Annotated in this window: 12 protein-coding genes; 4 read left to right on the top strand and 8 right to left on the bottom strand. The window is 61.6% G+C overall.

All coding sequences use genetic code 11. The features are described from left to right. The first annotated feature begins 193 nt into the window (after nt 1–193). Nucleotides 194–1,087 carry a fumarylacetoacetate hydrolase family protein gene (locus ACYQ6J_RS15650; protein WP_460185124.1) on the top strand — a complete coding sequence of 298 codons (894 nt, stop codon included), beginning with the start codon at nt 194–196 and terminating at the stop codon, nt 1,085–1,087. Nucleotides 1,088–1,155: 68 nt separating this feature from the next. Here the strand turns inward: ACYQ6J_RS15650 and ACYQ6J_RS15645 are convergent, their stop codons facing one another. The 3 genes from ACYQ6J_RS15645 to ACYQ6J_RS15635 form a co-directional block, all read right to left on the bottom strand. Next, on the bottom strand, nt 1,156–1,998 hold the full coding sequence (locus tag ACYQ6J_RS15645; RefSeq protein ID WP_460185123.1) for a metal ABC transporter permease: 843 nt from the start codon (nt 1,996–1,998) through the stop codon (nt 1,156–1,158). After that, nucleotides 1,995–2,948 (bottom strand): metal ABC transporter ATP-binding protein, encoded by a 954-nt coding sequence (locus ACYQ6J_RS15640; protein WP_460185122.1) that lies wholly within the window; start codon nt 2,946–2,948, stop codon nt 1,995–1,997. The genes ACYQ6J_RS15645 and ACYQ6J_RS15640 overlap by 4 nt, the downstream gene beginning before the upstream one ends. A 149-nt stretch (nt 2,949–3,097) precedes the next feature. Beyond that, a complete protein-coding gene (locus ACYQ6J_RS15635; RefSeq protein WP_460185121.1) occupies nt 3,098–4,132 on the bottom strand; it encodes a metal ABC transporter solute-binding protein, Zn/Mn family in 1,035 nt (344 codons plus the stop codon). A 538-nt stretch (nt 4,133–4,670) separates the two neighbouring features. Here ACYQ6J_RS15635 and ACYQ6J_RS15630 point away from each other — a divergent pair. Further along, nucleotides 4,671–5,522, top strand: a complete 852-nt coding sequence (locus ACYQ6J_RS15630) for a hypothetical protein (protein WP_460185120.1) — start codon at nt 4,671–4,673, stop codon at nt 5,520–5,522. 127 nt (nt 5,523–5,649) lie between these two features. Here ACYQ6J_RS15630 and ACYQ6J_RS15625 read toward each other — a convergent pair whose 3' ends face one another. Then, nucleotides 5,650–6,816 carry a CAP domain-containing protein gene (locus ACYQ6J_RS15625; protein ID WP_460185119.1) on the bottom strand — a complete coding sequence of 389 codons (1,167 nt, stop codon included), beginning with the start codon at nt 6,814–6,816 and terminating at the stop codon, nt 5,650–5,652. Between the two features lie 135 nt (nt 6,817–6,951). Here ACYQ6J_RS15625 and ACYQ6J_RS15620 point away from each other — a divergent pair, with 135 nt between their 5' ends. After that, a complete protein-coding gene (locus ACYQ6J_RS15620) occupies nt 6,952–7,722 on the top strand; it encodes an SDR family NAD(P)-dependent oxidoreductase (protein ID WP_460185118.1) in 771 nt (256 codons plus the stop codon). Between the two features lie 243 nt (nt 7,723–7,965). Here the strand turns inward: ACYQ6J_RS15620 and ACYQ6J_RS15615 are convergent, their stop codons facing one another. From ACYQ6J_RS15615 to ACYQ6J_RS15600, 4 genes are all read right to left on the bottom strand, one after another. Beyond that, the gene (locus tag ACYQ6J_RS15615) at nt 7,966–8,436 is read right to left on the bottom strand and encodes a hypothetical protein (RefSeq protein WP_460185117.1); all 471 of its coding nucleotides are present in this window, start codon (nt 8,434–8,436) and stop codon (nt 7,966–7,968) included. After that, nucleotides 8,436–9,326: an AAA family ATPase gene (locus tag ACYQ6J_RS15610; RefSeq protein WP_460185116.1), complete on the bottom strand. Its 891-nt coding sequence runs from the start codon at nt 9,324–9,326 to the stop codon at nt 8,436–8,438. Before ACYQ6J_RS15610 ends, ACYQ6J_RS15615 begins: the two co-directional genes overlap by 1 nt. A 363-nt stretch (nt 9,327–9,689) precedes the next feature. Further along, nucleotides 9,690–10,550, bottom strand: coding sequence for a heme-binding protein (locus ACYQ6J_RS15605; RefSeq protein WP_460185115.1), 861 nt, complete (start codon nt 10,548–10,550; stop codon nt 9,690–9,692). A 157-nt stretch (nt 10,551–10,707) separates the two neighbouring features. After that, the gene (locus ACYQ6J_RS15600) at nt 10,708–11,280 is read right to left on the bottom strand and encodes a fasciclin domain-containing protein (protein ID WP_460185114.1); all 573 of its coding nucleotides are present in this window, start codon (nt 11,278–11,280) and stop codon (nt 10,708–10,710) included. Nucleotides 11,281–11,580: 300 nt separating this feature from the next. Here ACYQ6J_RS15600 and ACYQ6J_RS15595 point away from each other — a divergent pair, with 300 nt between their 5' ends. After that, nucleotides 11,581–12,528, top strand: a complete 948-nt coding sequence (locus ACYQ6J_RS15595) for a cobalamin B12-binding domain-containing protein (RefSeq protein WP_460185113.1) — start codon at nt 11,581–11,583, stop codon at nt 12,526–12,528. The last annotated feature ends 14 nt before the right edge of the window (nt 12,529–12,542 follow it).

Below are 12,542 nucleotides of genomic sequence, written 5' to 3'. Positions count from 1 at the left end.
CAGGGCACCTTGTCCCTGCATTGGCGCTGAGGCCAATCCTTAGCGAGGGGATCACCGTTGTTTCCCTTCCATGGTGATTCGTTCCCGCACGTTTGACAACCGTTTTCCCCTCCCGCTAAACTGTGAAAAACCGGAGTTGGTACTTGTCGGGGCCTGCGGTGTTGGTCCTTGTCACTGAGTAGGAGGTTTGCCCGTGCGACTCGTTACCTATCAATCCGAAACCGGGCCGCGTATCGCCGGTTTGCGCGACGGACAATGGATCGATCTGAACGCCAACGACCCCGGCTTGCCGACCGATCTGCGTGCTCTGTTGACCCTCGGGCCGGAAGCCCTGAAACGGGCGGAAGATGTCATCGCCTCCGGGAAACCGATCGACAACCCCAATCCAACGCGTTTGGCCCCGGTGCAGTCGCCGGAGAAAATCGTGTGCGTGGGGCTGAACTATGCCGACCATGCCCGCGAAAGCGGTGCCCAGCCTCCCCCCGTTCCGGTCATTTTCAATAAGTTTCCCTCAGCGCTCATCGGTCCCGACCAGCCGATCATGGTCCCGCCGGTCTCCGAAGAGGTCGATTTCGAGGCCGAACTGGTCCTCGTGATCGGGCGACAAGGGCGGAACATTACCCAGGACGATGCCCTGGACTACGTGGCGGGCTACACCTGCGGGAATGACGTCTCGGCGCGAGATTGGCAACTCCGCAAACCGGGGGGGCAGTGGCTACTCGGAAAGACGTTCGATACGTTCGCGCCGACCGGCCCCGAGTTCGTCACAGCCGACGAACTACCCGACCCCAATCGCCTGAGGATCTGCTCGCGACTCAACGGCGAAGTGATGCAGGATTCCAGCACCGCGCAATTCATATTCTCGGTGCAATACCTGGTGAGCTACATTTCGCAAGTTTGCACGCTCAAGCCGGGTGATCTGATTTTCACCGGCACCCCTCCCGGAGTAGGTTTTTCTCGACAACCGCCCGTCTTCCTCAAGCCGGGGAGCGTGATCGAGATCGAAGTGGAGGGCATCGGCGTCCTGCGGAACCCCGTGGCGGGCGGAACCGGAGCACACCCCCCCGCCTCCCCATCCACCGGGTGAGGCAGTCGCTGCGGTTCGCCCTCGCCTTGGGTACCGAAGGTAACACAGGCACGGTTACAGTCCGCGCCTCAGCGACGTAATCGTGCGAGGGCGAGGCTGAGCAGGTACGCACCGCCCGCCGCCAGCACAATCGCCGCCTCGGGGCTGACCGGCGTGCCGTACACGGCGATCCGCGGCAGCGTGGCCAACACGCAGCCCAGCAGCGTGCTGCCCACGATCAGCCTCCCCATTCCGGTGACATGGCGCGCCACGGAGGCGGCGGGCAGGCACAACAAGGCGATCACCAGAATCAAGCCCACCACCTGCGTCAAGCAGATGACGGTCAGGGCCATCAGGCACAAGAGCACGAGGTTGACCCGGGAGACGGGCACGTTTTGAAGCCGCGCGCTTTGCGGGTCGAGGCACACCGCCAAGAACTGTTTGTGGAATAGTAAGACCACGACGACGATCACCACGTCCAGAATCGCCATCCAGATCACGCGCGACCAGGGGACGACGGCCAAATTGCCGAAAAGATAGCTCATCAATTCGCCTTGGTAGCCGGGCGTGAACTTGATGAGGAGAATTCCGGCGGCCATACCCACCGCCCACAGCGCGCCGATGATCGTGTCGCTCTGCTCCTTGGCCCGCTCGGTGACGACATTGATGATGACCGCCGCCAACAGGGCCGCCGCGGTGGCCCCGTGCAGCGGTTCCAGCCAACCGCAGTACCGGGGGAAGGCGTGGGCGAGAAAGAAGGCCGCGCCCACTCCGCCCACCGCGATGTGCGCCAACGCGCCGCCCAGAAACACGATGCGGCGGGTGACGACGTACGGTCCGATGATGCCGCAGGCCAACCCCGCCAGCAATCCGGCGATCAGCCCGCTCATCAGAAACGGGTTCACCGACATGTCGCGGAAGAAGCCGATCACGGGGTCGCCCCTCCCGATTCCGCGCTTCCCTCGGCGGGCGACGGACTCTTTCGCTCCGACTGCCCCGGTCCGTGGACGGGACACGCATCGGCGGCATCCTCGGCGGCGGGAATGCACCCCTGATCGCAACCCGGATCATTCAGGGGACAACAATCGGAGTGCTGCATCAAGCGGACGTGGTCGTGATACACGCCCACGAACAACTCGCGACTGACGTCATCCACGTCGTGGACGGTGAGGCGCCGGTTGAGGCACGCCACCCGCTTCAAATGCCGCGAGACAAAGCCGATGTCGTGGCTGACGATGACGATCGGCAAGAGTTGGTTCAACTGGTGCAGCAGATCGGTGAGGTTGCGTTCCACGGCGGGATCGATCCCCGCCGTCGGTTCGTCCAGCAGCAAGAGTCGGGGTTGGCCGACCAGCGCCCGAGCGATCAGAACCCTTTGCCGCTGACCGCCCGAGAGCGTGCCCAAACGCCGCTCCGCCAGGTCGGCGACGCCCGTCCGCCGCAAAGCCTCCAAGGCGGCCTCGCGATCCGCGCGCGCATAGCGAAATCCCCAACGCGCGTGCGAAATTCGGCCAGCCAAGACCACGTCCAGCACGCAGGCGGGCACCGAGGTGTCGATCCGGGCGTGCTGCGGCACGTAGCCGATCCAATTCCTCACCGCGACCGGCGAACGACCGAAGACCGTCACCCGACCGGCTTGAGGTTCCAGCAATCCCAGCAGCACCTTCAGCAGCGTCGTCTTGCCCGCCCCGTTCGGACCGATGACGCCCAGGAAATCGTCACGGAAGATATCCAACGAGACATCCTCGAGGACGGGAATCCGCGATCCGCCCTCTTCGGCCGGATAGGCGAAATAGACGTGCTCGAAGCAAACGATTGGCTCACGGTCGTCCGAGACGGCCTTCGCCGATTGTGCGGTCGGTTTTCCTTCGGCGGAGGGCACGGCGAGTCTGCTCTGAAAGCTAAACACGTTAGTAGAAGCGGCGAAAGGGTGAAATCCGCCCACCGGTGCTCCAATAAGGCCGAGGACCGGCGGCGTGAAACCTCTCGACCGCGCAACGAACCATCGAATCCCGCGCGAGACCGAACCCTTTACTCGCTCGCGCTTCCTCCACGATAGGACGAAACCAGCAGGTCGGCAAGCCGACGGAGTTCGGCGGTCGGGTCGGGCGCCAGAGGGTCGGCGGTCTCGACCCGTAATCCCGCCGTTTGGGCGACGGCCTGCGCCGCCCGAGAGGATATCTGCGGTTGCGTCAGAATCAGTCGTATTCGCGTCTCTGCCGCCGCCTGCTGCAACTCGGAAAGTTCCCGGTCGGTCGGCTCTTTGCCCGATTGTTCGATCGCCACCTGCCGCAGATCGTAGTCGGCCGCGAAGCATTCCCAGGCAGGATGATAGACGAAAAAGGCTTGCCCTCGCAGCGGCGCCAGCTTGGCACGCAAATCCTTGTCCAGGGAATCCAGTTCGGCAATCACCGCGGCCAGACCGGCGCGATAGACCTCGCCGCCGGCCGGATCCGTTTCTTCCAGTGTCTTAGCCACCGTCTCGGCCTGGGCCTTCAGCAACCGCGGGCTGAGCCAGACGTGAAGCGGTTCGTCATGGGCGTGCTCGTGGTCATGCCCTTCGTGATCGTGCGAGTCCGCATGCTCGTGCTCATCCGCGTGCCCGTGATCGCCCGCGATCAGGCCTTGGCCGATCAATTCCTCTCGCAAGTCCACGACGCGCGCGTTGCCGCTGCGCAGCACTGCCTGGCAGGCGGGAGTTCGTTCGAACGGCATGCCGGCGGCGAAGAACACCCGCGACCGTGCAAGCCGGGTCACGTCCGCGTCGCTGATTTGGAAGGTGTGCGGGTCGGATCCGCCCGAGATCATCACCTCGACCTGTACCCGGTCCCCACCGATCCGCCGTACCAGCCAAGCTTGCGGGGCCAGACTCACCGCCACGACCACACCGCTCGAGGTATCGCCAGGCTCGGTCTTGCGACAACCGTTTATGAAAAAAAGAAAAAGAGGGGTGGTCAACAGCACGACCGACAGTGCGGCCTTACAAGCCGCACCGTACGGAACGATCCGCTCGCCCCGCCCTGGATTGAGGGAAACCATCGCAGTACAGCTTGGTTTGAACGACATCGCGTAAGATCCTCTGACTGGGAAGGGGTGGTGGCGCAACGCCACCCGAAAAACTCCAGCGTATATGATTACGCAAAACGGTTCATTTGCCGCGGGCGACCGGACAACTTGCCCCGAGCGTAAGCCAGGGGTCGCACAAGAGACAGCCACCGGCGTAAGCCATCATTACGTAGTAGAAGTGAAGTAGAGGGAGCCACCGGCGTAAGCCGGTGGTGGTAATCACTAAAAAGCGGCACCGGCGTAAGCCATCAGTACATAGTAGCGGGAGCCACCGGCGTGAGCCGGTGGTGGAACCGCCGCTATGGGTCGGACAACGATGGCGGGCCAGGCTCCGCTCGGATCTCCGGAGCGAACCGACCATCATCTACCGATACCGACAAGCATATATTGCGGCTCGGATTCCCCACCCCACAGACCGGGTCGATTTATCACAATATTAGTTGTGAATTTATCGCTTGCCTTTTTCAGCCGAATCGATATCCTTTTCATTAGCAACGGCAATTACGCCTGGCAAAAAAGAAATTCGGAGGGTTCGCAGATGACCAAATTAGTGGGTTCGCTCGCCCTGGTATTGGGCGCGGTCGGGTTGGCCTTCATGGCATCCGGCCAAGGTTCCGCCGGATCGACCTGTCCCGGTTCCGGTTGCGGCGACAAGACGGTAGCCGCCCAAACGGCCTCCTACGAAGGCTGCTGTTCCGGCAAGAAAGGCGTCCAGGCTCAAACGGTCTCCGCATCGTCCGGCGACGCCTGCTGCGAGTCCGAGGCTTCCTGTTGCGCCGAAGGTCAGGCCTGCTGTGCAGAGGGCAAGGCCTGCTGCGCCGACAAGTCCTGCTGCGAGGGTGCTGCGTGCCCCGTAGCCGACAAGACCTGCCCGAAGGAAGGTTGCGGCGGTAAGGGCGAAGATAAGCAGGCCGACGCCGGTGAGCCGACGGTTCCCGTCCAGCCGGTTTCGTACGCCGCTCCCGAGGAAAAGAAGGAAGGCAAGGCCAAAAAGCACGAACTCACCTGCCCGGTGATGGGTGGCAAGGTCAACCCCGAGGTCTCCGTCGAGTACAAAGGCGGCAAGATCGCCTTCTGCTGTGCGGATTGCATCTCGGAATTCAAGGAGCACACCGCTAAGTACGCCGCCAAGGCGAACGCCCAATTGGTAGCCTCGCATCAATACGTTCAAAAGGCGTGCCCCCTGACCGGGCGACCGGTAGCCGAGGGCAAGAAAGCCGACGTTGCCGGTGTGTCGGTCGGCGTGTGCTGCGGCGGATGCCAAGGGAAGATTACGGGCGCGGAAAACGACGACGCTCGCCTGTCCTTGGTCTTCAGCGATGCGGCTTTCGAAAAGGGTTTCGCCAAGCGGGCGAAGCCTGCCGAAAAGAAGAATGAAGGTACCAACTGAGACACTTGACCTCGAAAGAGGTTGACTCCCGATCCCCTTTGTCCCTCCCGGAAGCGGCCGCGTCCCGAATGGATTGTTTGGGGCGCGGCTCATTTTTTGCGCACCATTCGCCGAACTGTGAGCGGAATCAGCCGCCGAAAAGCTGCGTATAATGGGTTCCGACGCGGCCAACCCCTACCCGCTTGTGATTCCCCAGCATGTTCTTGTGATGGCCCGGACTGTGGAACCAGCCCTCGTTGACGGCGTTGCCGTCCGGATAGCCCGCCGCGATATTCTCCGCCGAGGCCGTTGTTCCGAAGAGTTTGGCGCGGTCCCAAGGGGTCGCCTTGCCGGGAACGGGAGATTCGTGCGAGAAAAAGCCCAGGGTCTTCATGTCGTTCGAGTGGTCGCGGGCGGCGGCGCACAGGCGGAGGTCCAAGGCCACCGGAGATAGGCCGAGTAGCGTTCGGGTAAGATTGAGTGCGGTGACGGCCCGAGCCTCTTGCTCATCCAGTCGAGAGCCCAGTTGGGCGTTGGCGGCCAACACCTGCCGCGTCGCCGGCGGCATGGGGGCGGCCAATCCTACGGCCAGCATTTCCTCGCCGAGCAGGTATTTATCGAAAGACGGCGGTTCCTGCGGACGCTCTTCCTTGGGGGCGGCCTCCCAAAGCGATCGAATGCACAATTCCCATAGTTCACCCAAGGCCGAAAGTTTCTCACGCTCTCGCGGGATGGCGGGCAGCGATGCGCGAACCTCGTCCGGCGAGATCAACAGCAGTTCTCGCAATCGTTGCATGGCCGGGTCGGCCACCTGGCGAATCAAGTCGCCGCTGAAGTCGGGCCGCTGTTGAAGACCGAGCACCGCCGCGCGGAGGCCCGCCACCTCCTCCACCGGCGTCCGCCTCGCTTTTTTCCCCGCAAGTTGAACGGCCTGACGATAGAACAGTTCGTGATACCGCTTCACTTGCGGGCCTAATTCCCGCTCGATGACTCCCAGAACGGACTCCGCGACGGCGGGCCCCCGGGCGACGGCCTCTTCGACCAACCGGCGGCGCTCACCGAGATCGCCCCTGGCCGCACGAAATCTCGCCTGAAAAGCCGCCGTCTCCCGCGAGGAGGGTTTCTCGCCGGGTGATTCCGCCCCCATAGCCGACACCCCGGAAAGCGCATGGATCGCCAGTCCGACGAGCACCACGGCCCAACCGCGGGCAAGCTTTGCTCGGGCGAAGCCGCCACCTCCCCTCGCCTCGTCGGGTTGATGAAGCGCGGCGGAAACGGTGATAATGGGCGATTGGGCGGGTACAACCTTGGGCATGGCGAATCCACTTGTCGGCCTGCGGGCACGGGCGAGCATCGCGCGGCGCGGTCCCCCACGACGGCACGCCGCAAGACCCTCGGCCCTCCCGGTCGACCTGAGGGTATGCGAAAAAAACGAATTGGGAGCGACTCCATGAAGGATACCATTTTCAGCTTGGCGGGAAAAACGGCCCTCATCACCGGCGCCAGTCGCGGCATCGGCAAGGCGATGGCCGAGGTCTTCGCCCAGGCGGGGGCCGAACTCTTCCTTTGCAGCCGAAAAGAGGAAACGCTCCGCGCCGCCGCGGAAGACATTCACAACAAGACCGGCGCCCGCGTGGAATTCACGGCAGCCGACATGGTGAAGCGGGAAGACGTCGATCGCGTGGCCGCCGAATCGCTCCGCCGGATGGGCAAGGTCGATATCCTCGTCAACAATGCCGGTTGGAACATTCCTCAGGCGATCGACGAAATCAGCGACCGGGATTGGGACTACCTCGTGGAGTTGAATCTCACCAGCGTGATGCGTTTGACCCGCGCCCTGGTGCCCCCAATGAAGGAGCGGCGTTGGGGTCGGGTGATTCACATCTCCTCCATCATGGGTCGCGCAAGCACGGCCAAGCGGAACGCCTATTCGGCAACGAAGGCGGCCCTGATCGGGATGGCGCAGGCGTCGGCCCTGGACTTGGGACCGTACAACATCACGGTCAACTGCATCGCCCCCGGTCCCATCGCCACGGAGATGCCGATGTCGCTGCTCAGTCCCGAGCAGCAGGCGCAGTTGGGCGGTCGAACCGCTCTGGGACGCTGGGGACAACCCGAGGAAATCGCCTGGCCCGCGTTGCTCCTGGCCAGTGAGGCGGGGCGGTACATCACCGGCGAAGTCATCACGGTGGACGGCGGTTGCCTCGCCCGCATCTTCTGACCCCGCGGCAAACCGGGAGGGATCGTCGCAGCGCCTTGGGGGCAAGTATGGGGTGCACATATGCCGCTGGGACAAGACAGGCCGTAAGCCCGTCCGCGGCATGCACGTTCGCTTGGTGCAACGCGAGGGACGCGGCACGGGGCCTGCTGCGGTCTTGGCCGCGCCTTCCAGTCCGTCACTCCACCGGCAGGCCGATTGCACGCCAATCGGTTGCGCAAAACCGTCACCGAGCGAGAAACGAATTCAAGGGGCGGTAAATTCCCGCAACCATGTCTGAAGAAGTGCCACTTCGCCATCCGACTGGGCAAGCTGCCGGACAAACTCCGCGAATCGCCCCTTAGTTTCGTAGCGGGGAATCCTTTTCAGTTCGTGGGCCGAACGCGCTAACCCGTATTCTTGCGGTTCAACCTCGCAGGCGGCCGCCCGATGGTAAAGCCACTCTTCCAATCGCGGGCAAAGGACGATGACCCGGCGGTCGGACCGGTCCGTTCCCTCCAGCAAGATCAATCCCCCTTCTCGCCTTACTTCTCTATAACGGCTCAACTCCGAAGGCTGCGCAGCCCGTGGGTCTTCATCGATCAATCCAATCCCGGCCTCCTGTTGCCGAAGTCTATTGAGAACTTCGCCTTTGCACTTGGCATGGCGAACGTATTGTCGTCGTACACCTAAGCAGTACACCAGTTTCTCATCCGCGTTGCACTCGACGAATAGCATCAGTCGGCCTCCAAAACCCCGTCCAATCCAAGAAAAGGATCAGCATCCAGCAACCGACTGATCTGCTCGTCGCTCAAGGCCGTCGCCTTGGTTTCGTAATCTTTGTACTGCACGGCAAAAACGGCGACTTCGTCCCGATTGGCTTTTTCCAGCACCGCCGTCAAGAGATACGGATTGTGCGTGGCGATGAAATACTGATTGGACGCGTCGTCGGCAATCTGCTCACCCATAAATTTCGTGTAGTACGGAAAGGCATGGGCCTCCGGCTCCTCAAACACCAAAACCGCATCCCGATTCGAGACCATCGCCACATGATAGAACACAATGCGCTGGAGAGTATCGGAAGCAGTGCTGAAGGGATAACTGATGGCTAATCCATCATGCAATTTCTGCAATTCGATCTTTTGTTCGTGAGGTTTTAATACGACTGTTAATCCATAGGTCCGAAACAGTTCTGCCACCCAATCCCGTAGCGATTTGGAACCATAGAGGACTGCAAACAGATTTGCGCCATCGGGGGGCATCAAAGCACCTGGTTCCGGAGAAGTATATTTCGGCAACAGACGAAAACAATACTTCCGGACAGCCGAAAGCCGATTTAACCCTTGTTGCCTACTACCTCCAGCAACGGATAGATTCGCAATCGGCTGATCATCGAAGTAACAAATGAATTTGTCTTTATCCGGCCGTAACATCACCGACCCGGCAGGTTGTTTTTCGAATTCGATCCGGATCGGCTCCTCCGTTAAACCGTCGTAAAAGAGATTGTGTGTCATTTCGAATCGCACAAAAGCTGAGATATCTCCACCGGTACCGCACCAGGAGAGCAAGCCCAGGGCTTCCAGAATATTAGATTTTCCGGTATTCGGCTCGCCGATGAATAGATTCACTCGTCGGCAATTCAGCTCCAAAGACCGGATAGACTTAAATCGCTCGATTTTCAAATGAGTGAGCATATCGGCCTCGCCACCGCAAGAAGGAAATTCCGCTAGATTCGTTTACACGATTTACAAGCTGTGATGGCCTCGTCTCACCAGTGCCCGCAAGTTACGGAAGCCGCCGGTAATCCAGAATACCGAGGCCCGACCCGAGGACGCAACCAAAATGGGCAATCGGTCGGTTGCCGAAGGCAAGAAACGCCAAGGGCCGACGCGTCGAACGTCGGCCCATTCGGTGCGAACACCGCGGCGGCAGCCGGGTTTGCCTCAGGCCGACCCGTTCAACTCGGCCCAAAGCAAGGTTGGGGAGTCAGCCTATTTCTTTTCCCGTACGGGGATCTGGTATTCCCAGTAGGCCAAGTCGCGGGGAACGAACGGGCTGTTGTAGCCCAACATGCGGGGAGGTCCCGCCTGCTCGTACCGGTCCGCGTGCTTGCTCAGCCATTCTTCGATGCGGACCTTGGCCTTCTCCAGGTCGGCATCGGTACGAGAACCTCGCACACCGGTGCTGACCACCAGACTCGCCAGTTCGTCGCGGACCGTCACGGCACCATCCTCGCCGGTCCGCCCCTGATTCGGCCCTTCGTACAGGAAGGCCATCAAGACCGGACGCCGACCGTCGTCACCGTAGCGCATTTCCACCGGCGCCGTCATTTCCACGCCGTTCTTCTTGATGTGCGCGAATAGGCGCCAGAAGGCCGCCGAACCGTTGTCCGTTACCGCCGCGCGGTAAACGGGATAGCTCTTCACTTCCACCTCGCCGACCGGGGTCGGAGCCGGGAAGCCCTCAGGAAGATCGGCTTCGGCCCGCGGAGCGAACCGGAGGTCGCGAACGATCGCCCGCACCATGGCCGAGACGGCCTCAGCCACTACCGGGGATCCTCCCGCAGCTTGCAAGCGATCCTTCAGCGAACGGAGTCGATCGGCGATGTACGACGTTTCCGGCAGGGCATCCGCGGCGGAGGTGAGACCGTCGCTGAGGCGTTGCAGGGCCGCACCGGCGTCCGCCTCGAGGTCGCCCGGCAAGGCCGACTCCAACAGGTCCGCCGCCCGGCGGTAGTCTTCGGCGTGCGGGTGAGTGGGGAATTGAGCGCCGACGGATATTCTCTGTTGAACCAGCAGGATCGTGGCACCCACACCGATCGTTGCAACTGTGAACCAACCATACCGCATCATTGCATTCCTTTTCGTTAAGTTCCCGGAAGACGTGTTCGAAAAAGGGCCCCGGAGGGTCGCGAGCTTGATAAGACGGGCATGCTCGATGCGACCGCTCCGGAGCTTCGTGGGGCATCGGGCCGGCACGTCAGCGTGCGCGGCTCCGAGAGTCGGGGCCTCATTTAGCCGAAGCAGGGCACGTCGAGGTCGAGACCGAACCGGCTTGACCGTGCCCCTCGTGCTTCTCCTTCTTTTCCGGCGGCAGAATCACGGTGTCGATCACGTGGATGATCCCGTTGGACGCCGCGATGTCCGTCTTGATCACTTTGGCGCCGCTGACCATCACGCCGGCATCAGCTACCTTGACGTGGATCGGGGAGCCTTGCACCGACTTGAGGTGCTTGGACTCTACGACTTTGGCGGCAGGATACTCGCCCGCTACCACGTGGTAGGTCAAGATCGCCGTCAACTTGGCCTTGTCCTTCAGCAAGGCCTCGACGGTGCCCTTCGGCAACTTGGCGAACGCCTCATCAGTGGGCGCAAACACGGTGAACGGACCTTTGCCCTTCAACGTTTCGACCAGATCGGCGGCTTGCAGGGCCGCGGCCAAGGTCTTAAAGGAACCGGCCTCCACGGCGACATCGACGATGTCTTTCTTGGCGGACTCGTCCGCCACGGCGGATCGGGCCTGGCCGATCATGGAAACCGCAAGGGCCAACGACAACAGGGACGCGAAACCGAACCAACGCATCTTCACACCTCCTCGCAACATGCGACTTTGTTTTGCGGCGACGCCCCGTGCGACGCCGCTGACGTGAACGTTTGAGATTCGTTCAAATCGTTCAGTCGAAGTATAGGCCGCTCCAGGAGCCCGGGCAAGACCCGAAACGCGGTTTTTTCCATTTTCTTGAGTTGTTTTTCGCAAATATCTATCATTTAACGAGAAATGGATAACTGGCAATTCCGGGTTCAGGGCGGTAGAATGAAAAGAGAACGATTCGGATTCATGTTGCCGATATTAGAATCGTTCAAAACATTCACGAAAAACGCCATGAATGCCTTTTTGTCGCCCAAACAGCTCGCCTTGGCCTCGGGGATCAGTGAATCGACCATCAAGCGGTGGTGCGATCGCGGGGTGCTGCCTTTCGTGCGAACGCCCGGCGGGCATCGCAGGATCGCCTTGAACGAGGCCCTCCGCGTTTTGAACGACCGCAACGCGCCGCTCGTCCATCCCGAAGCCCTGGGTCTGCCCGCCTTTTCCACGAAAAGCGCTCGAACGTTGCAGCAGGCTTCCGATGAATTGACGCAGGCCCTGCAAGAGGCGGACGCCGATCGCTGCCGCGTTTTGTTGCTGGAATTGCGGCGACTCGGCTTTTCCATGGCCGAAATCGGCGACGCGGTCGCGGCCCCCGCCTTCGAACGCATCGGACAGGCTTGGCAGTGCGGCAATTTGGAAATCTATTGCGAGCGAGCGGCGTGCGAACTGTTCAGCGAGGTTCTCGTCGAGTTGGACCGCCTGCTTCCCGACCCGCGACCCGATTCGCCCTCGGCGGTGGGCGGTTCGCTCAGCCACGATCACTATCGCTTGGCCTCGCAACTGGTGCGACTGGTCTTTCGCGAGAAGGGTTGGCGGGCGTTGTACCTGGGCGAGCATCTCCCGCCCGAGACGTTGGCCCACGCCATCCACGACCTCAAACCCGCCGTCTTCTGGCTCAGCGTTTCGTTCGTCGCCTCGACGGAAAATCTGATCGCGGCGTGCCGTTCTCTATTCGAGGCGGCCAAGCAGGAGGGCACGCTCCTTGTGGTCGGTGGGCGAGGGATTGAGGAACCCCTGCGGCGTCGCCTACCCTACTCCGCCTACTGCCAAGATTTGATGCACCTGAACATGCTCTTGGACACGCTCCCCGCTTCGCAGCGCTTCATGGAAGCCCGCCAACCGTCGGACCGCGATCGAGCCGAACAGGCAATTGAAACGCAAGAGAACGGGAAGGCGGGATAGCATCCGGTTCGAGC

The organism is Thermopirellula anaerolimosa (genome assembly GCF_054657335.1).
Note: the sequence above shows the minus strand (reverse complement) of the source record. Positions and strands in the feature narration are given on the sequence as shown.

Excerpts from the sequence above, each read along its gene's own strand:
- ACYQ6J_RS15625 (WP_460185119.1), bottom strand. The coding sequence starts at position 6,816 with ATGCCCAAGGTTGTACCCGCCCAATCGCCCATTATCACCGTTTCCGCC.
- ACYQ6J_RS15595 (WP_460185113.1), top strand. The coding sequence starts at position 11,581 with ATGAATGCCTTTTTGTCGCCCAAACAGCTCGCCTTGGCCTCGGGGATC.
- ACYQ6J_RS15600 (WP_460185114.1), bottom strand. The coding sequence starts at position 11,280 with ATGCGTTGGTTCGGTTTCGCGTCCCTGTTGTCGTTGGCCCTTGCGGTT.
- ACYQ6J_RS15620 (WP_460185118.1), top strand. The coding sequence starts at position 6,952 with ATGAAGGATACCATTTTCAGCTTGGCGGGAAAAACGGCCCTCATCACC.
- ACYQ6J_RS15635 (WP_460185121.1), bottom strand. The coding sequence starts at position 4,132 with ATGTCGTTCAAACCAAGCTGTACTGCGATGGTTTCCCTCAATCCAGGG.
- ACYQ6J_RS15615 (WP_460185117.1), bottom strand. The coding sequence starts at position 8,436 with ATGCTATTCGTCGAGTGCAACGCGGATGAGAAACTGGTGTACTGCTTA.
- ACYQ6J_RS15605 (WP_460185115.1), bottom strand. The coding sequence starts at position 10,550 with ATGATGCGGTATGGTTGGTTCACAGTTGCAACGATCGGTGTGGGTGCC.
- ACYQ6J_RS15630 (WP_460185120.1), top strand. The coding sequence starts at position 4,671 with ATGACCAAATTAGTGGGTTCGCTCGCCCTGGTATTGGGCGCGGTCGGG.